This is a genomic window from Izhakiella australiensis (genome assembly GCF_002006995.1).
GTDB lineage: Bacteria > Pseudomonadota > Gammaproteobacteria > Enterobacterales > Enterobacteriaceae > Izhakiella > Izhakiella australiensis.
Genome location: NZ_MRUL01000001.1, coordinates 237,352 through 263,161 on the forward strand (window position 1 = coordinate 237,352; position 25,810 = coordinate 263,161).

Here is a 25,810-nt window from a genome sequence, read left to right on the forward strand (position 1 = left end):
CCATCCATGGCAAAGTAGCAGAAAAACGAATGCGGTATACCGCCCGAGAGGGTTGCTTCGCCTGTTCAATGGCTTGACGAATGGCGGGGTTATCGCGCTGTCTTGCCCAATCCCGAACCCTGCTTTCAGCTTTACGCGTCGTGCGGATTATCCAGCAGGTCGTGCATTACCCGCCCGTCAAGACTGCTGTGGTCCAGCCCCAGCAGATGGGCGATAGTTGCGGCAGGATCGACCATTTTATAGGGCCCCAGCTGCTGGCGATTGCGATAATAGCCCTGGCGAATGCCGGCACCAAAGGCCAGCAGCGCGCCATAGTTAGAGGCCATCGCGGTTTGCGCGGTTGGTTTTTGCGGGCCGTGGTTAGCGCCGGGGACTTCCACCGGGCAGATATCCTCCCCGCCGCGGCTGACGCCCCAGACAAAGCCGGTGTTGTAAGCAAACACCACGTCGCCAGCGCAGTCGCCCCAGAAACCGATACCGGCAGCATCTTCCCGCGTCAGGGCGATGCTAACCGCGTTACGCAGCCTGTCGCCTTCCATTATGTGCCAGCTGCCCAGCGCATGCAGTACTCTGGCGCATACGGCGTCATACTGCTCAGCGGCAACGATGCCCTGCGCTTCACGCCCGGCGAGGTTAACGAAAATTTCCAGACCGCCGCGTTCGTCTTTCAGAAATACCTGGCTTTGCGCCAGCAGTACGTTCCCGTCATTATCCAGCCGGCACAGGCCCTATTTTTCCAGATAGCGGTAGATATCACACATGTAAGCGTTGGGAACCGCGCCGTGATCGGAAATCATCATCAGCGTGGTATCTTCATCGATTGCTGACATCAGCGCGCCAAGCGTATCATCCAGAACCAGATAACAGTCGCGCATCACGCCTTCATACTGTTCTGCGCGCGCCGCGTCATAAAACGGCGACTGCGGGTCGCACTGGCCGAGGCAGTTATGGTGAGATTCATCGACCAGACGGTGAACGGTGGCCCACAGCGAAAAGTCATGGCGCTGCGTCAGCGTAATGGCGCTCTGCGCCAGCCAGCGCGATTGCTGATCGCCTTCCTGATAAGTGGCCCTCAGATAATCCTCATCCAGCGCCGCTTTCGCTACCCATTTGCTGTACCAGGGGCCATTTTCCAGCAGTGATGCTCCCAGCGTCGCATCCGAGGCGATGCCTGCGCGGTTTGTCACCTGACTTTGCAGAATTTCGACATCGTTATTGTGCGTATCAAAGCGGCCAACGTAGAAACGCACGCTGCCGCTGATGTCCAGATTATCCAGCGTCAGCCAGTCGCTCCAGGCATTCAGCGGCAGTATCTGCTTATCTGCGCCGAGGCAGAGTTGCGGCTGGCCTTGATGGTCTTCTATCCAGAGAGTAAGCGTGCGCTCACTTCCATGCATTTGTAGCTTGTAGCGTCCATTTTCTATTTCTAGAGGCTGCCAGGCGCCTTTATTATGATAGGCGAGACTGGCGCTTGGCGGCCATCCCAGCTTTTGCTGTTTGATCTGCTTGCTGCCAGTGCGCTGCTCAAAACGGGTGGTATGTCCCATCGGTTTAAACAGCTCAGAAGGCCAGCGCGCCGCGCGTCCCCAGTAAGGCGCGAAGGTAAAATGCGGCGCCGGAGCGGCGATTGTTTCCGGAAAATGGACCAGTGCGGCTTTCTTTCCCTGCTTTTCTAAGCTTGCCAGCAGGTTGCCGGTATGCTGATTATCGGCCGGATGGCTTTGACCTATCCAGGCGGTGCCCGGACTTTGCCCGGACATCAGGCTGACAAAATTAACGTCTCCCCAGGCGGAAATAAACGGCAGTAGCTCGGTAGCCGCGCCTTCACGCAGCATTTTAGCCATATGGGGTAGCGCGCCCTGCTGAACGTAGCGCTGCAACAGCGGCATTGACAGGCCATCAACGCCAAAAATAATTACTTTTCTCATCACTGTAAAACTCCTGGTGGCTAGCTGACTGCGCGAGCCAGTTATGGTTTTCCGTGCGGGAACAGGGTGATATCCCGTTGGTACGAAGATGATTTTTTCATCATGCTTTGCAGAATGCTTTGCATGCTGCTGCGGATATGCCGGCGCATAGCTTGTTCCGCGCCTTCCTCATCGCGCGCGATCATCGCCTGCAAAATCTCCTGGTGTTCACGCCACGACTGACGTTTACGTCCGGGCAGACTGCTGGCCAGCACGTGAAACATGCGCAGCCGGTCGAGATAAATCGTCATAATGTTGTTGATAAACTGATTGTCCGCCGCCGAAAAAATCAGATCGTGTAGCGAATCGCCGGGATCCTCCACGGCCGCTTCATCTTCTTCCAGCGCGTGTTCCAGCGAGGCGAGAAAGCGCGCCATCTCGTCAAGCTGCTGGTCGCTCAGCCGACTGGTCGCGTTGCGCGCGGAAATCCCCTCCAGCGCTTCGCGAATTTCAAAAAGTTCCTGAATGTCGCGCAGGCTGATTTCGCTGACGTACCAGCCTTTGCGCGGCGTCAGGGTGACAAAATTCTCTTGTTGCAGGCGATAAAGTGCTTCACGAATTGGCGTGCGGCTCATACTGAGCTTCTCGATCAGCCACATTTCGGTTAACGAACTGCCTGGCTCCAGCTCCATGTTGAGGATCATCGTTTTGATTTTTTCATAGGCTATAAAGCTCAGTGACTGCTTTATCTGTGGCCGGCCGTCAATGCTCACGGGGATCTCCTTTTCATGCCGTTTCATTCAGTTCGAAGCGTTTAATTCTGCCAACCATCAGCAGATACAGCGCGATCACCGCCACGGCGTGGGCGATGACGAAAATAAGCACATCGTTGAACGATCCAGTTTTTTGCAGAATGTAGCCGATGATGATCGGGGTAGTAATGCTGGAAGCGTTGCTAAACGTATTCAGTAAGCTGCCCGATAAACCGGCGATTTGTTTGGGGGCGGTGTCAGCGTTCACCGTCCAGCCGAGTCCGCCAATGCCTTTGCCGAGGAAAGAGAGCGCCATAATAACGATCACCACGGTTTCTGAATCGGTGTAGTTACAGGCCACCATGATGCAGCACAGCAGCATGCCGACGGTGATTGGCAGCTTACGCGCCAGCGACAGCGATACCCCCCGGCGAATAAGGACATCGGACAGAAAGCCGCCCAGCAGCCCGCCGAGGAAACCACAAACCGCCGGAATTGCCGCGACGAAGCCGGCCTTCATAATCGTCATATGCTTTTCCTGCACCAGATAGATAGGAAACCAGGTGATAAAGAAAAAGCCAATGGCGTTCAGGCAATACTGGGCGAGATAGATCCCCATCATCATGCGGCTGGCCAGCAGCTGCTTTACGTAGCCGAGGCGCGGCTTTTCGCTGGCTTCATCAGCGGACTCTTTATCGCGATCGAGATTGACCAACGCGCCGCCCTGCTCGATGTAGCTCAGTTCCGCCTCGTTGGCCATCGGGTGCTGACTGGGGGCATGGACCAGCTTTCTGAATACCGGCAAAAAGCAGATCCCGATCAGTCCCAATACGGTAAAGACCGAATGCCAGCCATAATTATGCGCCAGCCAGCCCATTAGCGGCGCAAAGAACACGGTTGCGCCGTACTGCGCCGAGCTGAATATTGCCGCAGCGGTACCGCGCTCTGCTGCCGGAAACCAGGCCGCAACCAGGCGGCTGTTCGCCGGAAATGAGGGCGCTTCGGCGGCGCCAACCAGAAAGCGCAGTGCGAAAATAACCAATACCGCGGTACCGCCGGTGACAAAACCAGCCAGGCCGGTCATCAGGGTAAACAGTGACCACAGGAAGATGCCGACGCTGTAGATCAGCTTGGAGCCGAAGCGGTCAAGCAGCCAGCCACCAGGCAGCTGAAAAATAACGTAAGCCCAGCCAAAAGCCGAGAAGATAAAGCCCATATCAACGGCGTTCAGCCCCAGTTCTTTCGCCATGCTGGGGCCGGCAAGGGATATTGAGGAGCGGTCGGCGTAGTTAATCAGGGTAACGAGAAACAGAACCACTACCACCATCCAGCGGACATTGGTCTTTTTTACCTGGCTTGCAGCCTGATTGATTGACAGCGTTTTTGGCTCGCCGGATTGATGTTGCATAGCAGGACCTCTGGTCAAATGTCATCAACGATCCGCAGATGTAATCATGCGGTTAAGGCATCCATTTTTATTGAGCAAAGCGCGATGTTTTTCTCTGGCTACGGTGATGGTTTACCAGTGCTCATTGGATATACTTATTGTATACAACGTAAATACAATAAGTTTACAGAGCAATAACAGCAGCGGTTTTCATGCCTGATATGTGAGAGGCTTCGCAATTATGGTCAATAGTGAAGCAGGGGAAGTTACTGCGGCTATTTTCCGTATTATCTGTGGGACTGCTGCGGACTGCGGACTGCGGACTGCGGACTGCGGACTGCGGACTGCGGATTACGGATTGGAAGCGGACTGCGGCCGCCGCAGCGGCGGCCGGGTCTGAGGCAGGTGAACGTTACAAGCCGCCGGAGCGGAAGATTTTTTGGCTCACGCCGGATTTGGCATTTTTGCCATTGGTGCGCCGCAGTGCGCCAACGGTTTCAACTCTGGCCTGGAAGGGCGGGAATGGCATTTCAAGGCCGTGCTCGCGGTAGCCTTCAAGGATCAGGCGGTGCAGCTCATGGCGCAGCGGCATTCGGTGACCCATCTCGGCGGCGTGGATGCGCAGTTCAAACAGCTGGATCCCCTGGTGCAGGTCGACCAGAAATGCTTCCGGTTTAGGCACGTCTAATACGTAACTGCAGCGCTCAGCCGCCGTCAGCAATACCTGGGTTACCTGTTCGGTGCTGGCTTCGGCGGCGGCAGGAATCGTCAGCACCACGCGGGTGACCGAGTCTGACAGCGACCAGTTTATAAATTGCTCGGTTATAAAGGCCTGATTGGGAACGATAATCTCCTTGCGGTCCCAGTCGGTGATGGTGGTGGCGCGCGTATTAATACGCGTAATGCTACCGGTCAAATCGCGTATCGTCACGGTATCGCCGATGCGGATAGGCTTTTCAAACAGGATGATAAGGCCGGAGATGAAGTTGGCAAAAATCTGCTGCAAACCGAACCCAAGCCCCAGACCCATGGCGGCAACCAGCCACTGCAGCTTGGCCCAGTCAACGCCAATCAGTGAAAAGCCCATCAGGCCGCCGACCAGAATCAGCAGATATTTGCTCAGGGTGGTGATGGCGTAGCCCGTACCTGGCGTTAACTCCAGATGTTGAAGCAGCGCCAGCTCCAGCAGCGCGGGCATATTGCGCACCAGCAGGGTGGTGATAATAAACACCAGAATGGCAATCAGTAATGAGCCCAGGGTGATTGGCTCCATACTTTCCACGCCCTGCACCGTGGTGCTGGTATCCCACAGCCGGATATTTTCCAGAAAACCGAACGCTGAATGGATTTCTGACCACAGCACGATGACGGAGACTAGGGCAATCAGTGTCAGTAAAGAACGTACCAGCCGCAGCGACTGCGCGCTGATTGCGTCCAGATCGATAATCGGCTCATCAATTTCATGTTCAGCAGGCGGCACGGCGAGATCTTCGCCCCTGGTGCGTGCGGAAAGCATTTCGGAGCGCCGGTGGCGGGCGCGGTCAAAGGCTATGCGCCGGCGCTGGATCAGCATCCAGCGTCGTATGATGTGATAAATCACCAGCAGCACAAACCAGATCGCAACCGAGGTTTCAAGGCGAGCCAGCAGCGCCTGCGCCGTCGCCATATAGCCAATACAGGAAGCGAGAGCCGCAATCAGCGGCGAGGCGATCAGCAGGTTCCAGAGGATAGTATTGGGCAGATTATCTCCGCTGCCGTCTTTATTGAGATAGAGCGGAATGCCGGCGCGCTTAAGGCTAATGGTGACAAGGCTCAACGCGCCGCAAATCAGAATAAAGCACAGGCGCCCCAGCGTAGCGGAGAACTCGCGATCCTCGAGATTATCGAAGGTAATCACCAGCATAATCAGCGGAACGATAAGGCCGATAGTCAGCAGATAGTAGCGCATGGCGCGCGCTACCCGGTTTTGCGCCCAGCGGAAATGCACCACAAACAGCCCGTTTGGTCGGGCGAAGGCGGCACTGATCATAAAGCACCACAGCAGCGGCAGCGTGGCGGTTACGCCGTCGCCAACGGCTATGGCGATCGGATAGCGCCATGCCTGCTGTAACCCGAAGCCCAGCGCCGCCCACAGTATCGGTAATGGCAGCGCCACCAGAATCGACCAGAATACGGTGCGTAGCGTCAGGCTGAAGTGATCCTGCGTTACTTTGCCAACCCGGCTGGATGCGCGGTCAAGAAACTGTCGGTAGTGGCGGCGGGTGCTGACGCTAAAGCCGACCAGCAGCAGCGCGCCGATAATCGGCAGCAGCGTTTCACGGCTGGTGAACATCATCACCACTGCGCCGCTCAGCTGCCCAAGGGTATCGAGCGACAGCAGCCGATAGAGATCGTGAATGATGTCCAGCGGCGTGCTGAAGTTGACTGAGCGAACGTCCGCCGTCCAGAACAGATAGCGGTGGGTAGCCTCTTTTACCTCGTTTAGCGCATCAATGAGCTGGCCGTTGGCAACCCGTAGCTTGGTCACTTCGAGGATAAGATTATCGCTGCCGGCAATAAGCGAGCTGAGTAATTCACCCTGCGTTTTTAGCTGCGCATCAAGAATGCGCTTTTGCTCGGCGGTCAGCGGTTCGCCATTTTCCTGACGCATCTGGCGCAGCTGCTGCTGGCGCGCCAGCAGATCCTCATAATGCAAGCGCTGTACGCGGTACTGCGCCATTTCGTTATCGCTTTGCTGGGTTTTTGGCATGTCCGGCAGGCGAGCCACCTGCGCGCGCAGCGCCTCGGCTAAGGCGTTCGAGGCGCTCAGCCATTGTGACTGCTCGCGGATGGTGCTTAGCGTCTGGCGAACCTGCAACGTGTCATTGACCGCGGCGCGCTGCTGGGCGGCGAGCAGCTCCATGCGTTTTGCCTGCTGGTTCAGCGCGGCGGAAAGCTCGCGGTTAGCTTTAAACTGCTCGCTGATTGCCTGTGGCAGATTAGGGCTGTTTTCCGCCAGCATTTCGGTGCGCTGCAAGGCGCGCTCCGCTTCCTGCTGGCGCAGGGTGTTTAGTTGATCGCGCAGCGATTGCAGATATTTGTCCAGCTGTTCAGATTTTTTCTGATACAGCTCGGCACGCAAGCGCGCCAGTTCCTGACGGTTATTTGCGGAAAGCTGTGCCAGCTCCAGCTCGTCAACCTGAGCCTTTTTTGCCGCCGCGGCGGCCTGGCCGCTATAGCGCTGGGCCTGAGCCAGTGGCGTGGCCGGCTTATCCATACTTTGCAGGCGATGTTCGGCTTCGCTTAACTGGCGACGAACATCGGTCTGTTGTTGTGGGAGCTGGCCGAGAGAGTCGCTAATTTCACGCGCGCGGTCCTGCTCTTGCTGAGCCTGACGTCCTTCCTCCAGCTGCTGACTGCTGACCTGCAAAATCTCCTGATCCAGCTCAGTGGCGGATAAGCTGCTACGAAGGGATTTACTGTTATCGTCAACGGCGCCGATTTGCTGGCGCAGTTCGCGCGACAGCCGGGGAAAATTATCGATAACCTGCTGATATTGCTTGCTGCGCTCCAGCGAGGCGTGGCGGTCGTCAAGATAATTGAGCGTCGCTTTCAGGGCGGAGATAATTTCCGTCTGAGTCGGCGAGCTTTTAGCGGCTTTGGCTTCCTCAAGCTGCTGTTTAATCTGCGTAGCATCCGGCGCACTGGCAGCCATGGCGGGCTGGATAAGGCTCCAGCCCAAAAGCAGGGCGATAAGCAGACGTTGCATCGGCGGGTTATTCTTGCGCTGTTACGGCCTGAGCAGGCACCGGTTGCAGCGCCACGGCCAGCGGCTGGCCCAGGCGGGTTGCCGTTTCTGGCGTCAGGCTTTCCGCCAGCTTAACTTTGGCCGGCGCGAACAGATTGATTACCGTTGAACCCAGTTTAAAACGTCCCATTTCCTGTCCTTTCAGCAGCACCACCGCGCCTTGCTCATCGGCAGCCGGCCAGGTCCAGCGTTTAATGGCGCCGTCGCGTGGCGGCGTAACCGTGCCGGACCAGACGGTTTCTATACTGCCGACGATGGTGGCGCCAACCAGTATCTGCGCCATCGGGCCAAACTCGGTATCAAACAGGCAGATCACGCGTTCGTTGCGGGCAAACAGGTTAGGGATATTGCGTGCGGTGAGTGGGTTTACCGAATAAAGATCGCCAGGCACATAAATCATCTCACGCAGTATGCCGTTGCAGGGCATATGAACGCGGTGATAGTCGCGCGGAGCGAGGTAAGTGGTCACAAACTCGCCGTCCCGGAAAACTTCGCTCATCTGCGGGCTGCCGGCGACCAGCGCTTCCAGTGAATAGTGGTGGCCTTTCGCCTGAAAAATTTGATTGCCTTCAATGTGGCCGAGCTGACTGACCGCGCCATCGGCCGGCAGCACCAGTAAATTAGGATCGGCGTCAACAGGACGCGCATCGTCGCGCAGAGGACGGACAAAAAAGTCGTTAAAAGTGCGGTAGCGCGCGGTATCCGATTTCTGCGCCTCGGACATGTCGACTTTATAAAACCAGACAAATAAATCGATCGCCGCTTTAGTCAGGCGACCGCCGCGCTTTTCTGCCGCCCATCCAGCCAGTTCCGTCAGGGCTTGTTTGGGTAACACGGCGTTCAGACCTAGTTTAATTTTATCAAACACGTAAGCCTCCTGGCTTATTGAGTTACCGTACGGCGAAGGAGGCCGGATTGTATCAGCGCCCGGCGAATAAGGCGACTGATGTTGCCTGCGTACGGTTATAAATCAGGACCTAGCTGCCGCTATCAGAAAAATGCTTTCTGGTTTTAATTTGCGACATGCTCTCCAGAATCCGATGATAGTTGTCGAAGCGGGACTCGTCGATTTCGCCGCGCTCCACGGCCGCGCGAATAGCACAGCCGGGATCGTTATCATGTTTGCAATCGCGAAATTTACAGCCCCCTAAAAACTCACGAAATTCGACAAAACCTTCGGTAATTTGTTCCGGCTCAAGATGCCACAAACCAAATTCGCGCACCCCGGGCGAGTCGATGACATCGCCGCCGTGAGGGAAATGGTAAAGTCGGGCGGCGGTGGTGGTATGTTGTCCCAGACCGGAGGCATCTGAAACGTCGTTAGTCAGAATGGTTTCTTCGGTCAGCTCAAGGCCTAGCAGCGAGTTAAGCAGGCTCGATTTCCCCACGCCGGATTGGCCGGCAAAAATGCTGGTACGCCCGGCCAGCGCCAGCTCCAGCGCCTGCAGCCCTTCACTCTGGTGGCTGGATGCCATGATGACCCGGTAGCCGATATGGCGATAGATATCCATTTGCTGCTCAACAAATTCCCGCGCTTCTTTATCGAGCAGATCGGTTTTGTTGAGCACCAGTAACGGTTCGATGTCCAGCGTTTCGCTGGCTACCAGGTATCTGTCGATAATATTCAGCGACAGTTCGGGCAGTATGGCGGACACGATCAGAATCTGATCGATATTGGCGGCAATCGGTTTGACGCCATCGTAAAAATCCGGCCTTGTCAGCACGGATTGCCGTTCGTGAACGGCTTCAACGATGCCCTTTACCACCGCGCCATTGCCAAGACCGGGACGCCAGACGACCCGATCGCCGGTCACCAGCGAGCGGATAGTCCGACGGATATTGCAGCGGTGCTGCTCGCCCTGCGCGTCTTCAACGTCGGCATGCATACCAAAGCGGCTGATAACAATGCCGTCACGGGCTTCGCCGAACAGGCTGTCATCGGCTTCTGCTTTCTGCTCGCGCGTTTGCAGGCGGCGCTGATGGTTAGCATTGACCCGACGCTGCTGCCCTTTTGACAGTTTGTTTTTACTCACTTTTCCTCACGCGGTTACAGAGCGTTTCACCCCGGCGGGGCAAAACGTCTATGATACACGCTAATCAGATGCAGTCCCACTGCTGAGCGCCGCTAACAGGCGGTTGAATGTGGGATTCAGCCTGAAATCTATGACGACAATGGCAAACCCGGGAATCAGCATGACACTCAGTGACAATAATCTTATCTGGATCGATCTGGAAATGACGGGGTTAGACCCAAAACGGGATCGCATTATTGAGATTGCGACCATCGTTACCGATGCCAATCTCAACATCCTGGCTGAGGGGCCGGTGATGGCGGTACACCAGTCTGACGCGCAGCTGGCGCTGATGGATGACTGGAATGTGCGTACCCATACTAAGAGCGGCCTGGTGGAGAGAGTGAAAGCCAGCCCGTTTGATGACCGGGCCGCAGAGCAGGCAACCATCGCCTTTTTGCAGCAGTGGATACCGGCCGGTAAATCGCCGATTTGCGGCAATAGCATTGGGCAGGATCGCCGCTTCCTGTTTGAGTACATGCCCGCGTTAGAAGCCTATTTTCATTACCGTTACCTGGACGTCAGCACCCTAAAAGAGCTGGCGCGTCGCTGGAAGCCGGAAATTCTGCCAGGCTTTAAAAAGCGTGGGACGCATCAGGCGCTGGATGATATCCGCGAATCGATTGCCGAGCTGGCTTACTATCGTGAACATTTTATCAATCTGGCCGGATGAAATTTTGCCGCGGCTGTTGAATAAAACATCGGGTCGCCGATAAAATCGGCAGTCGCGCGAAAAGCGCAAAATTTTGCGAGAAGAAGCTTGCGGCTATAAGGATTTCTCGTATAATGCGCTCCCCGTACCGATGCTGATTTTTGTCTGGCATTGTTACGTAAAGCGGGAATAGCTCAGTTGGTAGAGCACGACCTTGCCAAGGTCGGGGTCGCGAGTTCGAGTCTCGTTTCCCGCTCCAAAATCAGGTTTGCAGTAACAGCCGCAAAAATGCGGGAATAGCTCAGTTGGTAGAGCACGACCTTGCCAAGGTCGGGGTCGCGAGTTCGAGTCTCGTTTCCCGCTCCAGCTGTTACAGGCAGCCAGTTTCTATCTGCGGGAATAGCTCAGTTGGTAGAGCACGACCTTGCCAAGGTCGGGGTCGCGAGTTCGAGTCTCGTTTCCCGCTCCAGAATTCTCTTTCTTATTTTTCACAATCTATCCGCTATGCTGTACCGGTGATTCCCTCTGGTTTTTTATCTATTGTAAACAGAGTTATCCACAGAGCTGACGCATGCTACCGAGATGACATAAAAATGATCAGGTTTGTCTTTTTTGCTTTACCTTATGATTTTAAAGACTATTAAAACATTTCAGATTGTTAACTGGATCACTTGTAGTTTTTGTGAAGGTTGAATGACAACGCTTTTTTGTTTTTATTCACAGCTTGTGGAAAAGCGACATGTGTCTCTCAGGCGTCGCGCGTCAGTCCTTTTTCAATCGCTCTGACCAGACGCTGCTTCTGGCTGCGCTGAACCTCAATGCGCACTTCGCTGCGACGCGCTATTTGCTGTTCAATCGCCCAGTTTATATGTTCATCAAGCAGCGGATTCTCCCCCAGACGCGTCTCCAGTGCCAACAGGTTGCCCTGGTCCCAGGGGGCGTTACCCAGTGCGACTGCGATATTGCGCAGCCAGCGCAAATGGCCAATCCGGCGGATCGCCGAACCTTCAGTCACGCGTAAAAAAGTCGCCTCATCCCAGCGGAAAAGTTCTATTAATGCTGGCGCGTGCAGCCTGGCGCGGGGCGAAAAGTCCGCTTCGTCGCTCAACTGGCCGTAACGATTCCACGGACAGATAAGCTGGCAATCATCGCAGCCGTAGATGCGGTTGCCAATCAGCGGGCGCAGCTCGACCGGAATCGCGCCTTCCAGTTCAATGGTCAGGTAGGAGATACAGCGGCGGGCATCGACGGTATAGGGTTCAACAATGGCGCCGGTCGGGCAAATAGTCATACAGGCAATGCAGCGACCGCAGTTTTCTTCCACGGGCTTATCGACCGGCAGCGGTAAGTTAATTAACAGTTCGCCAAGAAAAAACCATGAGCCTGCCTGACGGTTGAGAATCAGGCTGTGTTTCCCCGTCCAGCCCAGCCCGGCCTTCGCAGCCAGCGGACGTTCCAGCAGCGGGGCGGAATCAACAAAGGGGCGAAAGCTGACTTTTTCGCACTGCTGTTGAATCATTTCTCCTAATTTTTTCAGCCGATTGCGCAATACTTTATGATAATCACGCCCGAGGGCATAACGGCTGACGTAGCCAAGCTGGGGATCTTTCAGTACGCGGGCAAAGGCCGCATTGGCAGGCAGGTAATTCATGCGTACGCTGATAACGCGCAGGGTGCCCGGTAGCAATTCCTGCGGACGGGCGCGCATCATACCGTGGCGCGCCATCCACGCCATTTCGCCATGGTACTGCTTATCGAGCCACGCCTGCAGACGCGGCTCTTCTGGCGTCAGGTCGGTGTCACAGATACCCACCTGCTGAAAACCGAGTTCCAGTCCCCAGCGTTTAATCTGTTGGGCAAGCTGAGCAAGATCGAGAGGATGCGACATGACTGACCTGAATAGCGGAGAAAACCCGTATAGCTTACCACATTCCCTGTGGCCCGCCGAGGCGATGGCGGAACTGGAAAAACAAGGCGCGGATGCGTTGGGTCTGACGCTATACGAACTGATGCTGCGGGCGGGAGAGGCCGCATTTAATCTGCTTCGTCAGCGCTGGCCGCAGGCTGAACATCTGCTGATCCTTTGTGGTCACGGCAATAACGGCGGTGATGGTTACGTCGTGGCCCGGCTGGCGCATTCGGCGGGGCTAACGGTCACGCTGCTGGCCTGTGAAGGGAGTAAGCCGCTGCCGGAAGAGGCTGCGCAGGCAAGAAACGCCTGGCTCGCCGCCGGCGGCGTTATACATGCTCCGGACATTCCGTGGCCTGAACGGGTTGAGGTCATTGTTGATGCCTTATTGGGCACCGGTCTGAACCGCCCGGCGCGCGAACCTTATGCTGCGCTTATTGAGCAGGCGAATCGCCATCCGGCGCCGGTACTTGCCGTCGATATTCCCTCCGGATTAGTGGCCGCCAATGGTACCACTCCCGGTCCGACGATATTGGCAGCGGCGACCTTGACGTTCATCGCCCTGAAACCCGGATTATTGACCGGTAAAGCGCGCGATCATGTGGGTCGCCTGCATTACCACGGGCTTAGCCTGGACCGCTGGCTTAGCGGGCAGAATGCGCCCTGGTCGCGCGTTGATGTCGGTTCCCTCAGCAACTGGCTGGCACCGAGGCGCGCCAGCAGTCATAAAGGCGACAATGGCCGGCTGGTGATGATCGGCGGCGATCGCGGCACCGCTGGCGCTATCCGGCTGGCCGCTGAAGCCGCTTTACGCAGCGGCGCCGGTTTAGTGCGCGTGCTTACTCATGCTGACAATATCGGCCCGCTGTTGACTGCCCGACCGGAGCTGATGGTTGATGAGCTGAATGATAAGACTCTGGATAGCGCGCTAGAGTGGGGCGATGTGGTGGTTATCGGTCCGGGGCTTGGCCAGGAAAGCTGGGGTAAAAATGCCTTAAAAAAGGCAGAAAAGTCCCAGAAGCCCATGTTATGGGATGCTGATGCGCTAAACCTGCTGGCAATCAGACCCGATAAACGTCAGAATCGCATCATTACGCCCCATCCCGGTGAGGCGGCCCGGCTGCTTAATGTAAAAACCAGCGAGATTGAAAGCGACCGCTTACTTGCGGCGCAGCGCCTGGTAAAACGTTATGGCGGCGTGGTGGTATTAAAAGGCGCCGGCACCATTATCGCCAGCCAGCAGGGCCAGTTGGCCATCGCCGACGTTGGTAATGCGGGTATGGGAAGCGGTGGGATGGGGGATGTGCTTTCCGGAATTATCGGCGCGCTGACAGGGCAGAAGCTGTCGTTGTATGATGCATCCTGCGCTGGCTGTGTGGCGCACGGAGCCGCGGCGGACCGCGTCGCAAGCCTGAGAGGAACGCGCGGCATGTTGGCGTCCGATCTTTTCTCTCAGCTGTATCTGTATGTTAATCCAGAGATGTCGACTCCAGTAAAATGAAAAGCTGTCTATTTTCGCTGCCAGATGAGGCGGCTACTCTCAATTTAGGGGCGTTACTTGCCCGCGCCTGTCACGGCGCGGCGGTGATCCATTTACAGGGCGAGCTGGGTGCAGGTAAAACCACTTTTAGTCGTGGATTTCTGCAAGCGTTGGGGCATCAGGGCAATGTTAAAAGCCCAACCTATACCCTGGTTGAGCCTTATAAACTGGGTGAACGTACGATTTATCATTTTGATCTTTATCGTCTCGCCGATCCCGAAGAGCTGGAATTTATGGGGATACGTGACTATTTCACGCTAAATACCGTCTGTCTGGTCGAGTGGCCTCAGCAGGGCGCAGGGGTGCTTCCTGAGCCGGACCTCGAACTCAGTTTGATTTATCAAGGACAAGGACGTGAAGCCATATTAAAAGCGCTTAGTGAAACAGGTGAGAAAATGCTGCAGGAAATAGACGGGGAGAAAGGTTGCTGATAATGCGTCATATAAAAACAGGTCTGATTACGCTTTTTTTAGTATTAACTTTTCAAGCCACTGCGGCCAATCTTTCAGATATTAACGTTTCCAATGGCAATAGCCGGGCTACGGTGACGCTGAATTTTACCGGACAGCCGGTCTATGCTTTTTTTCCTTTGCATAATCCGGAACGCGTGGTGCTGGATATTCGCAAAAGCGGCGTGGTAAAAGGGCTTCCGCTCAATTTTAGCGGTGAAAATCTGGTTAAAGTTATTCGTACCAGCCAACCGAAAGACAGTCAGAGTATCCGCCTGGTGTTTGAGCTGACGCAGCCGGGGCGGACGCGCGCCGTTACGCAAAAAGCGGGCAGCGGCTATCGGGTGGTCTTCACGATTCAGGGAAGCCAGCCGGCTACCCGCGCGCGCAGTACCCCACCGCCGGCACCGGCACCGGCACCGGCACGTAACGCGACTCCGGCGCAGAAAAATCCGTTTAATGGCAATCCCGTCACCGCGGTTGCCAGTGAAAATACGCGCGTTTCTCCCGGCACCAGTAGCGCCGGGACGGGCAACGAACGGGTGGTTGTTGCCATTGATGCCGGACACGGCGGTCAGGATCCAGGCGCCATTGGCGCTGGCGGCCTGAAAGAGAAAAACGTGACTATCGCCATTGCGCGCAAACTGCGGGTGCTGCTCAATAACGATCCGATATTTAAGGGTGTGATGACCCGCGACGGCGATTACTTTATCTCGGTGATGGGACGCTCGGACGTGGCGCGCAAACAAAATGCTAACCTGCTGGTTTCTATTCACGCCGACGCCGCGCCGAACCGCACTGCTTCGGGCGCGTCGGTCTGGGTGCTCTCCAATCGCCGCGCCAACAGTGAAATGGCAAACTGGCTGGAGCAGCATGAGAAACAGTCGGAATTACTCGGCGGCGCGGGCGATCTGCTGGCTAACAGCCAGGCCGACCCTTATCTCAGCCAGGCGGTACTCGATTTACAGTTTGGCCATTCGCAACGCGTCGGCTACGACGTTGCGGTGAAAGTGCTGGCACAGTTGCAGCATATTGGCGTGTTACATAAGCGCCGGCCCGAACACGCCAGCCTGGGCGTGTTGCGATCGCCGGATATTCCCTCGCTGCTGGTGGAAACCGGCTTTATCAGCAACCCGGCCGGCGAACGACTGCTGGGTTCCAGCGCTTACCAGCAAAAAGTGGCCGATGCGATTTACCACGGCCTGCGTAATTACTTCCTGACGCATCCGGTGCAATCCGCCCCAAAGGAGGAAAACCGTCCGCTACAAAGCGCAGCGGCGGTTAATGTCTCGGCCAACAATGCCAGCAGCACTACGCAATATACCGGGCCGACCAGCCGCCATGTCGTTAAACGCGGCGAGACGTTATCTGGCATTGCGGCGCACTATGGCGTAAGCATGTCGACGTTGAGCGAGCTCAATAAGCTGAAAAAACAGAGCGTGTGGGTGGGGCAACGACTCAAAGTGCCGGCTAACGCGGCGGCGAACTCTTCAGCCAGTACCGCCCGTCCGGCGGTCGCTAACAGCGTACAGCGTCATAAAGTCGTGAGCGGTGATTCGCTTTCTGCGATTGCCGCTCACTACGGCGTCAGCCCGAAAGCCATCATGCAGGCAAACAATATGAAATCGCAAAACGTGATGCTTGGACAGACGCTAAAAATTCCTGCTTCCTGATCGTGCAATAGCGATCTAAGATCGCGTTACGCATTGTTAATAATGCGTCCGTGCAGAGCGTGCAGGCTGCGGGTAAAGTCGCCTGCTGGCCAGTGCTGATAACACCGGTTAACTGCCGGCGCGGGCGCTTTATTTTCCACCTGTTTTCTCGCTTTTCAGGTTTTCAAAGGGATACCTATGCCAATTCAGGTTTTACCGCCGCAGCTTGCTAACCAGATTGCCGCCGGAGAAGTGGTGGAACGCCCCGCGTCGGTGGTGAAAGAACTGGTTGAAAACAGCCTGGATGCCGGTGCTACCCGGATTGATATCGATATTGAAAAGGGCGGCGCTAAGCTTATCCGCATCCGGGATAACGGCGGTGGCATCGGCAAAGAAGAGCTGACCATGGCGCTGGCACGTCATGCGACCAGTAAAATCAGCTCGCTTGACGATCTTGAAGCGATCCTCAGCCTGGGTTTTCGTGGCGAAGCGCTGGCCAGTATCAGCTCGGTCTCCCGCCTGACCCTCACTTCGCGCCCTGAAGATCAGCGTGAAGCCTGGTCTGCCTACGCTGAGGGCAGGGATATGGTGGTAACGGTTAAGCCGGCGGCGCATCCGCCAGGCACGACGTTAGAAGTGCTGGATTTGTTCTTTAACACCCCGGCCCGGCGCAAATTTATGCGTACTGAGAAAACTGAGTTTGCGCACATCGATGAAGTTGTCCGGCGCATCGCGCTGGCGCGCTTTGATGTTGCCATCTCGCTGACTCATAACGGCAAGCTTGTACGTCAGTATCGCGGCGTAAACGATCCCGGCCAACACGAGCGGCGGCTGGGCGCCATTTGCGGTACCGCTTTTCTTAGCCATGCGCTGGCGGTTGAATGGCAGCACGGCGACCTTAATCTGCGCGGCTGGGTTGCCGATCCTGCTGGCGCGCGCGCGGTGACGGAGATGCAATATTGCTACGTCAACGGCCGCATGATGCGCGATCGCCTGATCAATCACGCAATCCGTCAGGCCTATCAGGACAAGCTCGGCGCCGAGCATCAGCCTGCCTACGTGCTTTATCTGGATATCGACCCTCACCAGGTCGACGTCAACGTTCATCCGGCTAAGCATGAGGTGCGCTTTCATCAGTCGCGCATGGTGCACGATTTCATCTATCAGGGCGTGGTCAGTGTGATTCAGGAAAGCGGTAGCCCGACGCTGCCGATACAGGAACCTGATGATGATGGCGTTTTGCCGGATACCCGCTGGCAGCCCACTAACCGTCCGGCGGCCGGCGGCAATCATTTTGCAACGCCTGCGGCGCCGACGGCGGTTAGCGCCGGTGAGGCGGCTGGCCGCCAGCCAGGCTGGCAGCCGCAGCAAGAGGGATACCGAAAGCGGGAGGGCGCGGTCTATCAAAAGTTATTGCAGGCCGCGCCGCTGCCGGCGCGGGAACCTGTGCCGGCAGTGAATATAACCGCGAACAGCGCGCCGGAGCCTGTCGTTCCGCTACAAGGGCATAACCAAAGCTTTGGTCGCCTGCTGACGGTTCTGTCCGGCGTCTGGGCGCTGCTGGAGCATAATGGCGCGCTGCGCCTGATGAGTCTTGCCGTTGCGGGGCGCTGGTTGAAACAGGCCCAGCTCGACCCGGCGAACGCTGCGCTGAAAGCGCAGCCGCTGCTGATTCCGGTGCGCTTAAAACTGGAAAAGGCGGAACGAAACGTCGTGGTACAGAGGTCGGAGCTGTTACAGCATTTTGGCCTGGACCTGATGAGCGATGGACAACATGTGACTCTGCGCGCTGTGCCTTTACCTTTACGCAACCAAAATTTACAAATCTTGATTCCGGAACTGTTAGGCTATCTTGCCAGTCGGCCAGAGGTAACGGCAGATCAGATAGTGCAATGGCTAGCGCGCCACGCGGCAAACGAATCCCAGCAATGGAATCATTCGCAGGCAATTACGCTGCTGACGGAAGTTGAACGACTCTGCCCGCAATTGGTGAAATCGCCGCCTGCTGGATTAATACAACCGATCGATATTGAAACGGCGGTTAGCGCCCTGAAGCATGACTGAGATAATCCAGGCTAGCCGGCCAAAGGCTATTTTTTTGATGGGGCCAACGGCCTCGGGTAAAACGGCGCTGGCCATCCGGCTGCGTCAGCAACTGCCGGTTGATCTGATTAGCGTCGATTCGGCGTTGATTTACCGGGGAATGGATATTGGCACGGCTAAGCCCCCGGCGGAAGAGTTAGCGCTAGCTCCCCATCGTTTGCTGGATATTCGCGACCCGGCGCAGGCCTATTCTGCGGCAGAGTTTCGCCGCGATGCGCTGGCCGCGATGAACGAGATTACTCAGCAGGGACGTATTCCGCTGCTTGTTGGCGGAACCATGCTCTATTATAAGGCGTTGCTGGAAGGATTATCGCCGCTGCCCCCGGCCGATCCTGAAGTACGCCAGAAAATTGAGCAAACGGCAGACGAGAAGGGATGGGACTATCTGCATCGTCAATTACTGGCCGTGGATCCGGTGGCGGGTAATCGTATTCATCCGAATGATCCCCAGAGACTCTCGCGAGCACTGGAAGTTTTTTTTATTTCGGGTAAAACTTTAACCGAACTGACAAAAACATCCGGAGAAGCGTTACCGTATGATGTGACGCAGTTTGCGATCGCTCCGGCAAATCGTGAATTGTTACATCAACGCATTGCGCAGCGCTTCCAGCAGATGTTAGCGTCAGGATTTGAGGCGGAAGTCCGGGCTCTTTTTGCCCGAGCTGATTTGCATACGGATATGCCTTCCATTCGTTGTGTTGGTTATCGCCAGATGTGGTCATATCTGCAGGGCGAAATTGATTACGATGATATGGTTTATCGGGGAATTTGCGCAACCCGCCAGCTCGCCAAGCGTCAGATGACCTGGCTGCGTGGGTGGGATGGGGTTCACTGGCTGGATAGCGATCGGCCAGCGGATGCACTGGAGCAGGTACTTCAGGTTCTTAGTGCGAAGCCCTGATGATTGTGTAAAATTAGCATGTTAGCTTGCGCAAATTTTTTACGCAGTATTTCAGAGCCTCCGGGCTCCAAAAGTTATAAACAACAAGCATATAAGGAAAAGATAGAATGGCTAAGGGGCAATCATTACAAGACCCGTTTTTGAACGCATTGCGTCGCGAACGTGTTCCGGTTTCTATTTATTTGGTGAATGGTATCAAACTGCAAGGTCAGATTGAGTCGTTTGATCAGTTTGTTATTTTGTTGAAAAACACGGTTAGCCAGATGGTTTATAAGCACGCCATTTCGACCGTGGTTCCGTCCCGTCCGGTTTCCCACCATAGCAATAATGCGGGTGGCGGTAGCAATAACTATCATCATGGCAGCAATAATCAACCGGCTGGAGCTGCACAGCCGCAGCAGGATGGCGACGACGCTGAATAAGCGCACGGAAATTATCCGGCTATCCGTTAGTTTTCAGCAAAGTAAAACCGTGCATATCCCCGGTAATATACGCCGCTGTATATAACCGGGGGATTTTAGCGGCGCGCGATGCTGTGATTTAGACGATCAGGATGCGGCGGGGATCATCAGGCGTTGGGTTCCCCGTTTGGTAAAACGTTTCTGACCTTGCCTTCTGTTACCGCGGGTTAGAAGCGGCTGTCTGTATTAAACGCCTTTTATTCGTGAGGCGTTCCAAATCTGATTTCACGCAGTATGGCCAACGCGTTGCAACTTTAAGTTTCAGAGAGGTTTTTAGTTTGTTCGACCGTTATGATGCCGGTGAGCAGGCCGTACTGGTACACATCTATTTCTCGCAAGATAAGGATATGGAAGATTTGCAGGAGTTTGAAACCCTGGCTTCTTCCGCCGGCGTTGAAGCGCTGCAGGTGGTTACCGGCAGCCGCAAAGCGCCACATCCCAAATATTTTGTTGGTGAAGGTAAAGCCGAAGAAATCGCCGGGGCAGTCAAAGCAACCGGTGCCAGCGTTGTGCTGTTCGATCACGCGCTGACGCCCGCCCAGGAGCGCAACCTGGAGCGACTGTGCGAGTGCCGGGTTATCGATCGCACCGGTTTGATTCTGGATATCTTTGCTCAACGCGCGCGCACCCACGAAGGGAAACTGCAGGTTGAACTGGCGCAGCTACGCCACCTCGCTACGCGTCTGGTACGCGGCTGGACTCACCTTGAGCGCCAGAAAGGGGGGATTGGGCTGCGCGGCCCGGGCGAAACCCAGTTGGAAACCGACCGCCGGCTGCTGCGTAATCGCATCAGTCAGATTATGTCGCGCCTGGAACGCGTTGAGAAGCAGCGCGAGCAAGGACGTCAGTCGCGTAATAAAGCCGATATCGCGACGGTGTCGCTGGTTGGTTATACCAATGCAGGTAAATCGACGCTGTTTAATCGTATTACCGAAGCGGACGTTTATGCGGCAGACCAGCTATTCGCTACCCTTGATCCGACCCTGAGACGCATTGATGTTGCTGATGTAGGCGAAGTGGTGCTGGCGGATACGGTTGGTTTTATACGCCATCTGCCCCACGATCTGGTTGCCGCTTTTAAGGCCACTTTGCAGGAAACGCGTCAGGCAACGCTGCTGTTACACGTTATCGACGCGGCGGACGTGCGAGTCGATGAAAATATTGAAGCCGTAGATATCGTTCTCGATGAAATTGAAGCCAGCGAAATTCCAACGCTGCATGTTATGAATAAGATCGATATGCTCGATGAGTTTGTTCCGCGTATCGATCGTGACGATGAGAACCGCCCGGTTAGAGTCTGGCTTTCGGCACAGTCCGGGCAAGGTATTGAGCTACTTTTCCAGGCGCTTACCGAGCGTCTGGCCGGTGAAGTAGCACAGTTTGATTTACGTTTGCCGCCCAATGAAGGGCGGCTGCGCAGTCGTTTTTATCAGCTTCAGGCTATTGAAAAAGAATGGAATGAAGAGGATGGAAGTATTGGCATACAGATTCGTATGCCCGCTGTGGACTGGCGCCGGCTGTGCAAGCAGGAGCCTTCTTTGGTGACTTATATTGTTAGTTGATTTTGCCTGAATGCGTATTCTGACCTTTGGGATACCACCGCACACACACATAATGGAGTAAAAACATGGCGTGGAATCAGCCCGGTAATAACGGACATGACCGCGACCCGTGGGGAAGCAGCAACAATCAAGGCGGCAACTCTGGGGGAAATAAGGGAGGGCGCAATCAGGGACCTCCTGATTTAGATGATATCTTCCGTAAGCTCAGTAAAAAACTGGGTGGACTGGGCGGTGGTAAAAAAGGCGGAGAAGATAATAACCGCTCATCGGGCAACGGTGGCCGGTTAGTGGGTATTGTCGTGGTGGCCGCCGTGGTTATCTGGGCCGCCAGCGGTTTTTATACCATCAAAGAAGCCGAGCGAGGCGTGGTAACGCGTTTTGGCCATTTTAGCCATATCGTTGGTCCGGGTCTGAACTGGAAGCCGACATTTATCGACCACGTCCGCGCGGTTAACGTTGAAGCGGTGCGTGAGCTGGCCGCATCCGGCTTAATGCTGACTTCAGACGAAAACGTAGTGCGCGTTGAAATGAACGTGCAGTACCGCGTCACCAACCCGGAAGAATATCTGTATTCGGTGGTTAACGCTGATGACAGCCTGCGTCAGGCGACTGATAGCGCGCTGCGTGGTGTTATCGGCCGTTCAACCATGGACCGTATTCTGACGGAAGGCCGTACCGTTATTCGTAGCGAAACCCAGCGCGAGCTGGAAGAGACGATCCGCCCGTATCATATGGGAATCACGCTGCTGGATGTCAACTTCCAGACCGCGCGTCCGCCGGAAGAAGTAAAAGCGGCGTTTGATGATGCTATTGCCGCGCGTGAAAACCGCGAACAGTACGTGCGCGAAGCGGAAGCTTACGCCAATGAAGTTCAGCCGCGCGCCAACGGTCAGGCGCAGCGTATTCTTGAAGAAGCGCGTGCTTACAAGGCCCGAACCGTGCTGGAAGCGCAGGGTGAGGTTGCCCGCTTCGCGAAAATGCTGCCGGAATATAAGGCCGCGCCGGATATTACCCGCGAACGTCTTTATATTGAAACCATGGAGCATGTGCTCAGCCACACTCATAAGATTCTGGTCAGCGACAAAGGCAACAACCTGATGGTGCTGCCCCTCGATCAGCTTATGCGTGGGCAGAACCCTGCTAACGGGAACGGCAAGGGGAGCAGTAACCTGATGCGCATGCCGCCGCTGTCGGACAGCAATGCCCGTAACGGCAGCGGACAGTCATTCAGTCCGGATGACATCATGGATCAGCGTCGTGCTAACGCGCTGCGCAATGATACCCAGCGCGAAGGGAGAGAATAACGATGCGTAAGCCATTAATCGTAGTATTGATTGTTGTGCTGGTGGTGCTGTACGCGTCACTGTTTGTGGTGCAGGAAGGGCAGCGCGGTATTGTGATGCGCTTCGGCAAGGTTCTGCGCGATTCAGATAACAAGCCGCTGATCTACGCGCCGGGACTTCACTTTAAAATTCCGTTTATTGAGTCAGTAAAAACGCTGGATGCACGCATTCAGACCATGGATAACCAGGCCGATCGCTTTGTTACCCGTGAGAAGAAAGACCTTATTGTTGATTCCTATATTAAATGGCGTATCAGCGATTTTGGCCGCTACTATCTGGCAACCGGCGGGGGTGATATTTCGCAGGCAGAGGTGCTGCTGAAGCGTAAATTCAGCGACCGCTTGCGTTCTGAAATGGGGCGGCTGGATGTGAAAGACATCGTAACCGACTCTCGTGGCCGCCTGACTACCGACGTCCGTGATGCCCTGAATAACGGCTCGGCCGGCGCGGATGATGAAGTCAGCACTCCGGCAGCGGATGATGCGATTGCCTCAGCGGCTAAGCGGGTTGAGCGTGAAACCTCAGGCCATGTTCAGGCGATTAATCCGAACAGTATGGCGGCGCTGGGTATTCAGGTGGTCGATGTGCGCATTAAGCAGATCAACCTGCCAACGGAAGTCTCAGAAGCTATCTATAACCGTATGCGTGCGGAACGTGAAGCGGTGGCGCGTAGCCAGCGTTCACAGGGTCAGGAAGAGGCTGAAAAAGTACGCGCCCAGGCGGATTACGAGGTAACCCGTACGCTGGCCGAGGCGCAGCGTGAGGCCTTAATCATACGCGGTGATGGGGATGCGGCGGCGGCTAAGCTGTTTGCGGACGCCTTCAGCCAGGATCCGGATTTCTACGCCTTTATCCGCAGCCTGCGCGCTTATGAAAACAGCTTCAAGAGTAATCAGGATATTATGGTATTAAGCCCGGATAGCGATTTCTTCCGCTATATGCGGCCACCTACTAACGCTAAGCGCTAGGTTTCTGATATAACTGCGGCGGGCCGGATATAATCCGGCCCGTTTTTTTGTCTGTGGGAGCGTAGAACAAGCGATGAATATCACTATCTGGCTTGCGCTGGCATTAGTGCTGGTTTTGGAAGGTATTGGCCCGATGCTGCTGCCGCGGATATGGCGGCGTATGATACTGAGCATGGCGCAGTTGCCCGATCGGCTGCTACGGCGTTTCGGCGGCGGGCTGGTGGTCGCGGGCGTGGTGATTTATTACATGCTCAGCGCCCATGCCGGCAGCGGCGGTTGAGGTATAAATTGTGTCTGCTGCGGTTAGAATATCCATATATTGTTATTGCGCGATAAAGCGGCAGAAATATGGCATAGCATGAGCTAAAAGTGCTGAAAATGCGGAAAGCTGATGGTAAAATCCATTTTTAAGCAATCGGTGGTTTTGAGAAATGGGTAAGAACGTCGTCGTACTGGGCACCCAATGGGGTGATGAAGGTAAAGGTAAGATCGTAGACCTTCTGACTGAGCGCGCTAAGTATGTTGTGCGTTATCAAGGTGGCCACAACGCTGGTCATACACTGGTTATCAACGGTGAAAAGACCGTCCTTCATTTGATCCCCTCTGGCATTTTGCGTGAAAACGTCATCAGCATTATTGGTAATGGCGTGGTGCTTTCGCCTGCCGCGCTGATGAAAGAAATGAAAGGGCTTGAAGAGCGTGGTGTACCGGTACGCAATCGTTTACTGCTCTCAGAAGCCTGCCCGCTTATCCTTGATTATCATGTCGCGATGGACCTGGCGCGTGAAAAAGCGCGCGGCGACAAAGCGATTGGCACCACGGGACGTGGTATCGGACCGGCTTACGAAGACAAAGTTGCTCGCCGCGGCCTGCGCGTCGGCGACCTGTTTAACAAAGACAGCTTTGCCGGCAAGCTTAAAGAGATCGTCGACTATTACAACTTCCAGCTGGTTAATTACTACAAAGCGGAAGCCGTTGACTACGAAAAAGTACTGAAAGACGTGCTGGATATTGCCGATATCCTGACCGCGATGGTGGTGGACGTTTCCGAACTGCTCGATCAGGCGCACAAGCGCGGCGACCTGATTATGTTTGAAGGGGCGCAGGGAACGCTGCTGGATATCGATCACGGCACCTATCCCTACGTGACTTCCTCAAATACCACTGCTGGCGGCGTGGCGACCGGTTCCGGCATTGGCCCGCGCCATGTCGATTACGTGCTGGGTATCGTCAAAGCCTATTCCACGCGCGTTGGCGGCGGCCCCTTTCCGACGGAGCTGTTTGATGAAACCGGCGAGTTCCTGAGCGTTAAAGGCCAGGAGTTCGGGGCTACCACCGGCCGTCGTCGTCGCACCGGCTGGCTGGATGCCGTTGCGGTGCGTCGCGCGGTGCAAATTAACTCGCTTTCTGGCTTTTGTCTGACTAAGCTCGACGTGCTGGACGGCCTGCAGGAAGTGAAGATATGCGTGGCTTATCGCCTGCCGGACGGACGCGAAGTCACAACGACGCCGCTGGCGGCGGAGCGCTGGGAAGGTATAGAGCCGATCTATGAGACGCTGCCGGGCTGGAGTGAAAGCACTTTTGGCGTTAAGTCAGTAGAGGGCTTGCCGCAAAACGCCCGTGATTACATTAAACGTATTGAAGAAGTGACAGGCGTTCCGGTTGATATTATTTCAACCGGCCCTGACCGCAGCGAAACCATGATTTTGCGCGATCCGTTCGACGCTTAATTATGCCAGGCCGGTCTTCAGACCGGCCTTTTGTTCTTTCAGGGGCGCCTTCCTTTTCTTTCGTCTGTCGACTATCCAGAAATAGCCTGCCTGACTGGCTTGGTTTATTATCAAAGTAAACGTAAATTCAAACGGATACTCAGTATGCAGGGACGGTCTGGCATCACTGTGAGGTACATGTGCAGCTGACAAGTTTTACCGATTATGGCTTGCGAGCACTGATTTTTATGGCGACCTTGCCAGCAGGTCAATTGACCAGTATTAGCGAGGTTACTGATATTTATGGTGTTTCAAGAAACCATATGGTCAAAATTATTAATCAGCTCAGCCGGACTGGCTACGTCGACGCGGTGCGCGGTAAAAATGGCGGTATCCGTTTAGGCAAGCCAGCCAGTCAGATTGTTGTCGGCCATGTGGTACGCCAGATGGAGCCGCTGCAGCTGGTAGATTGCACCGAATGCCTGATAACGCCGTCCTGCCGGCTTAAAAAAGCGCTCAATGAAGCCGTTAAGCGCTTTATTGAAGAGCTTGATAATTACACCCTGGCTGATCTGGTCGATACTAATCAGCCGCTATACAAGCTCCTGCTGACGGAGCGGCCGCAGATCAGCAGTTGAGCGACAACGGAGAACCGA

Annotated in this window: 21 protein-coding genes and 3 tRNA genes; 16 read left to right on the forward strand and 8 right to left on the reverse strand. The window is 55.4% G+C overall.

What is annotated here, in order from left to right; genetic code table 11:
• Positions 1–131 precede the first annotated feature (131 nt).
• From BTJ39_RS01035 to rsgA, 7 genes are all read right to left on the reverse strand, one after another.
• Entirely contained in the window at positions 132–539 is a 408-nt protein-coding gene (locus tag BTJ39_RS01035) for a hypothetical protein (RefSeq protein ID WP_078000802.1), read from the reverse strand.
• A gap of 189 nt (positions 540–728) precedes the next feature.
• Positions 729–1,928, reverse strand: a complete 1,200-nt coding sequence (locus BTJ39_RS01040) for an alkaline phosphatase family protein (RefSeq protein WP_078000803.1) — start codon at positions 1,926–1,928, stop codon at positions 729–731.
• Positions 1,929–1,969: 41 nt separating this feature from the next.
• Positions 1,970–2,680, reverse strand: coding sequence for a GntR family transcriptional regulator (locus BTJ39_RS01045; RefSeq protein ID WP_176110167.1), 711 nt, complete (start codon positions 2,678–2,680; stop codon positions 1,970–1,972).
• A gap of 13 nt (positions 2,681–2,693) precedes the next feature.
• Positions 2,694–4,067 (reverse strand): MFS transporter, encoded by a 1,374-nt coding sequence (locus BTJ39_RS01050; protein ID WP_078000805.1) that lies wholly within the window; start codon positions 4,065–4,067, stop codon positions 2,694–2,696.
• A gap of 391 nt (positions 4,068–4,458) precedes the next feature.
• A complete protein-coding gene (gene mscM / locus BTJ39_RS01055) occupies positions 4,459–7,794 on the reverse strand; it encodes a miniconductance mechanosensitive channel MscM (protein ID WP_078000806.1) in 3,336 nt (1,111 codons plus the stop codon).
• Between the two features lie 7 nt (positions 7,795–7,801).
• Positions 7,802–8,701 (reverse strand): archaetidylserine decarboxylase, encoded by a 900-nt coding sequence (gene asd / locus BTJ39_RS01060; RefSeq protein WP_078000807.1) that lies wholly within the window; start codon positions 8,699–8,701, stop codon positions 7,802–7,804.
• A 109-nt stretch (positions 8,702–8,810) separates the two neighbouring features.
• Entirely contained in the window at positions 8,811–9,866 is a 1,056-nt protein-coding gene (gene rsgA, locus BTJ39_RS01065) for a small ribosomal subunit biogenesis GTPase RsgA (RefSeq protein ID WP_078000808.1), read from the reverse strand.
• A gap of 160 nt (positions 9,867–10,026) precedes the next feature.
• Here rsgA and orn point away from each other — a divergent pair, with 160 nt between their 5' ends.
• The 4 genes from orn (at position 10,027) to BTJ39_RS01085 (ending at position 11,026) form a co-directional block, all read left to right on the forward strand.
• On the forward strand, positions 10,027–10,578 hold the full coding sequence (orn, locus tag BTJ39_RS01070) for an oligoribonuclease (RefSeq protein ID WP_078000809.1): 552 nt from the start codon (positions 10,027–10,029) through the stop codon (positions 10,576–10,578).
• A gap of 162 nt (positions 10,579–10,740) precedes the next feature.
• Positions 10,741–10,816 (forward strand) — tRNA-Gly (locus tag BTJ39_RS01075).
• A 31-nt stretch (positions 10,817–10,847) separates the two neighbouring features.
• A tRNA-Gly gene (locus tag BTJ39_RS01080) sits at positions 10,848–10,923 on the forward strand.
• A gap of 27 nt (positions 10,924–10,950) precedes the next feature.
• A tRNA-Gly gene (locus BTJ39_RS01085) sits at positions 10,951–11,026 on the forward strand.
• A gap of 279 nt (positions 11,027–11,305) precedes the next feature.
• On the opposite strand, the gene queG is transcribed toward BTJ39_RS01085, so the two are convergent.
• Positions 11,306–12,445 carry a tRNA epoxyqueuosine(34) reductase QueG gene (gene queG / locus BTJ39_RS01090; protein ID WP_078000810.1) on the reverse strand — a complete coding sequence of 380 codons (1,140 nt, stop codon included), beginning with the start codon at positions 12,443–12,445 and terminating at the stop codon, positions 11,306–11,308.
• On the opposite strand from queG, the gene nnr reads away from it, so the two are divergent.
• The 12 genes from nnr to nsrR all read left to right on the forward strand — a co-directional run bounded on the left by nnr (position 12,444) and on the right by nsrR (position 25,792).
• A complete protein-coding gene (gene nnr / locus BTJ39_RS01095) occupies positions 12,444–13,967 on the forward strand; it encodes a bifunctional ADP-dependent NAD(P)H-hydrate dehydratase/NAD(P)H-hydrate epimerase (RefSeq protein ID WP_078000811.1) in 1,524 nt (507 codons plus the stop codon). The genes queG and nnr overlap by 2 nt on opposite strands.
• Complete coding sequence (gene tsaE / locus BTJ39_RS01100) at positions 13,964–14,437, forward strand: tRNA (adenosine(37)-N6)-threonylcarbamoyltransferase complex ATPase subunit type 1 TsaE (RefSeq protein ID WP_078000812.1); 474 nt, start codon at positions 13,964–13,966, stop codon at positions 14,435–14,437. The genes nnr and tsaE overlap by 4 nt, the downstream gene beginning before the upstream one ends.
• Entirely contained in the window at positions 14,437–16,128 is a 1,692-nt protein-coding gene (gene amiB / locus BTJ39_RS01105; RefSeq protein ID WP_422385998.1) for an N-acetylmuramoyl-L-alanine amidase AmiB, read from the forward strand. Before tsaE ends, amiB begins: the two co-directional genes overlap by 1 nt.
• A gap of 177 nt (positions 16,129–16,305) precedes the next feature.
• Positions 16,306–18,171: a DNA mismatch repair endonuclease MutL gene (gene mutL / locus BTJ39_RS01110; RefSeq protein ID WP_078000814.1), complete on the forward strand. Its 1,866-nt coding sequence runs from the start codon at positions 16,306–16,308 to the stop codon at positions 18,169–18,171.
• On the forward strand, positions 18,164–19,111 hold the full coding sequence (gene miaA / locus BTJ39_RS01115) for a tRNA (adenosine(37)-N6)-dimethylallyltransferase MiaA (protein WP_078000815.1): 948 nt from the start codon (positions 18,164–18,166) through the stop codon (positions 19,109–19,111). Before mutL ends, miaA begins: the two co-directional genes overlap by 8 nt.
• Before the next feature lie 107 nt (positions 19,112–19,218).
• Positions 19,219–19,533: an RNA chaperone Hfq gene (gene hfq, locus BTJ39_RS01120; RefSeq protein ID WP_078000816.1), complete on the forward strand. Its 315-nt coding sequence runs from the start codon at positions 19,219–19,221 to the stop codon at positions 19,531–19,533.
• Positions 19,534–19,850: 317 nt separating this feature from the next.
• Complete coding sequence (gene hflX / locus BTJ39_RS01125) at positions 19,851–21,134, forward strand: ribosome rescue GTPase HflX (RefSeq protein ID WP_078000817.1); 1,284 nt, start codon at positions 19,851–19,853, stop codon at positions 21,132–21,134.
• Between the two features lie 65 nt (positions 21,135–21,199).
• Entirely contained in the window at positions 21,200–22,438 is a 1,239-nt protein-coding gene (gene hflK / locus BTJ39_RS01130) for an FtsH protease activity modulator HflK (protein ID WP_078000818.1), read from the forward strand.
• A gap of 2 nt (positions 22,439–22,440) precedes the next feature.
• Positions 22,441–23,445, forward strand: a complete 1,005-nt coding sequence (gene hflC / locus BTJ39_RS01135) for a protease modulator HflC (RefSeq protein WP_078000819.1) — start codon at positions 22,441–22,443, stop codon at positions 23,443–23,445.
• A 73-nt stretch (positions 23,446–23,518) separates the two neighbouring features.
• Positions 23,519–23,725, forward strand: coding sequence for a DUF2065 family protein (locus BTJ39_RS01140; protein ID WP_078000820.1), 207 nt, complete (start codon positions 23,519–23,521; stop codon positions 23,723–23,725).
• Between the two features lie 151 nt (positions 23,726–23,876).
• Positions 23,877–25,175: an adenylosuccinate synthase gene (locus BTJ39_RS01145; RefSeq protein ID WP_078000821.1), complete on the forward strand. Its 1,299-nt coding sequence runs from the start codon at positions 23,877–23,879 to the stop codon at positions 25,173–25,175.
• 179 nt (positions 25,176–25,354) lie between these two features.
• Positions 25,355–25,792 (forward strand): nitric oxide-sensing transcriptional repressor NsrR, encoded by a 438-nt coding sequence (gene nsrR / locus BTJ39_RS01150; protein WP_078000822.1) that lies wholly within the window; start codon positions 25,355–25,357, stop codon positions 25,790–25,792.
• The last annotated feature ends 18 nt before the right edge of the window (positions 25,793–25,810 follow it).

Excerpts from the sequence above, each read along its gene's own strand:
- hfq (WP_078000816.1), top strand. The coding sequence starts at position 19,219 with ATGGCTAAGGGGCAATCATTACAAGACCCGTTTTTGAACGCATTGCGT.
- orn (WP_078000809.1), top strand. The coding sequence starts at position 10,027 with ATGACACTCAGTGACAATAATCTTATCTGGATCGATCTGGAAATGACG.
- tsaE (WP_078000812.1), top strand. The coding sequence starts at position 13,964 with ATGAAAAGCTGTCTATTTTCGCTGCCAGATGAGGCGGCTACTCTCAAT.
- BTJ39_RS01035 (WP_078000802.1), bottom strand. The coding sequence starts at position 539 with ATGGAAGGCGACAGGCTGCGTAACGCGGTTAGCATCGCCCTGACGCGG.
- mscM (WP_078000806.1), bottom strand. The coding sequence starts at position 7,794 with ATGCAACGTCTGCTTATCGCCCTGCTTTTGGGCTGGAGCCTTATCCAG.
- miaA (WP_078000815.1), top strand. The coding sequence starts at position 18,164 with ATGACTGAGATAATCCAGGCTAGCCGGCCAAAGGCTATTTTTTTGATG.
- hflC (WP_078000819.1), top strand. The coding sequence starts at position 22,441 with ATGCGTAAGCCATTAATCGTAGTATTGATTGTTGTGCTGGTGGTGCTG.
- hflK (WP_078000818.1), top strand. The coding sequence starts at position 21,200 with ATGGCGTGGAATCAGCCCGGTAATAACGGACATGACCGCGACCCGTGG.
- nnr (WP_078000811.1), top strand. The coding sequence starts at position 12,444 with ATGACTGACCTGAATAGCGGAGAAAACCCGTATAGCTTACCACATTCC.
- BTJ39_RS01050 (WP_078000805.1), bottom strand. The coding sequence starts at position 4,067 with ATGCAACATCAATCCGGCGAGCCAAAAACGCTGTCAATCAATCAGGCT.
- BTJ39_RS01145 (WP_078000821.1), top strand. The coding sequence starts at position 23,877 with ATGGGTAAGAACGTCGTCGTACTGGGCACCCAATGGGGTGATGAAGGT.
- mutL (WP_078000814.1), top strand. The coding sequence starts at position 16,306 with ATGCCAATTCAGGTTTTACCGCCGCAGCTTGCTAACCAGATTGCCGCC.
- BTJ39_RS01040 (WP_078000803.1), bottom strand. The coding sequence starts at position 1,928 with ATGAGAAAAGTAATTATTTTTGGCGTTGATGGCCTGTCAATGCCGCTG.
- BTJ39_RS01140 (WP_078000820.1), top strand. The coding sequence starts at position 23,519 with ATGAATATCACTATCTGGCTTGCGCTGGCATTAGTGCTGGTTTTGGAA.
- queG (WP_078000810.1), bottom strand. The coding sequence starts at position 12,445 with ATGTCGCATCCTCTCGATCTTGCTCAGCTTGCCCAACAGATTAAACGC.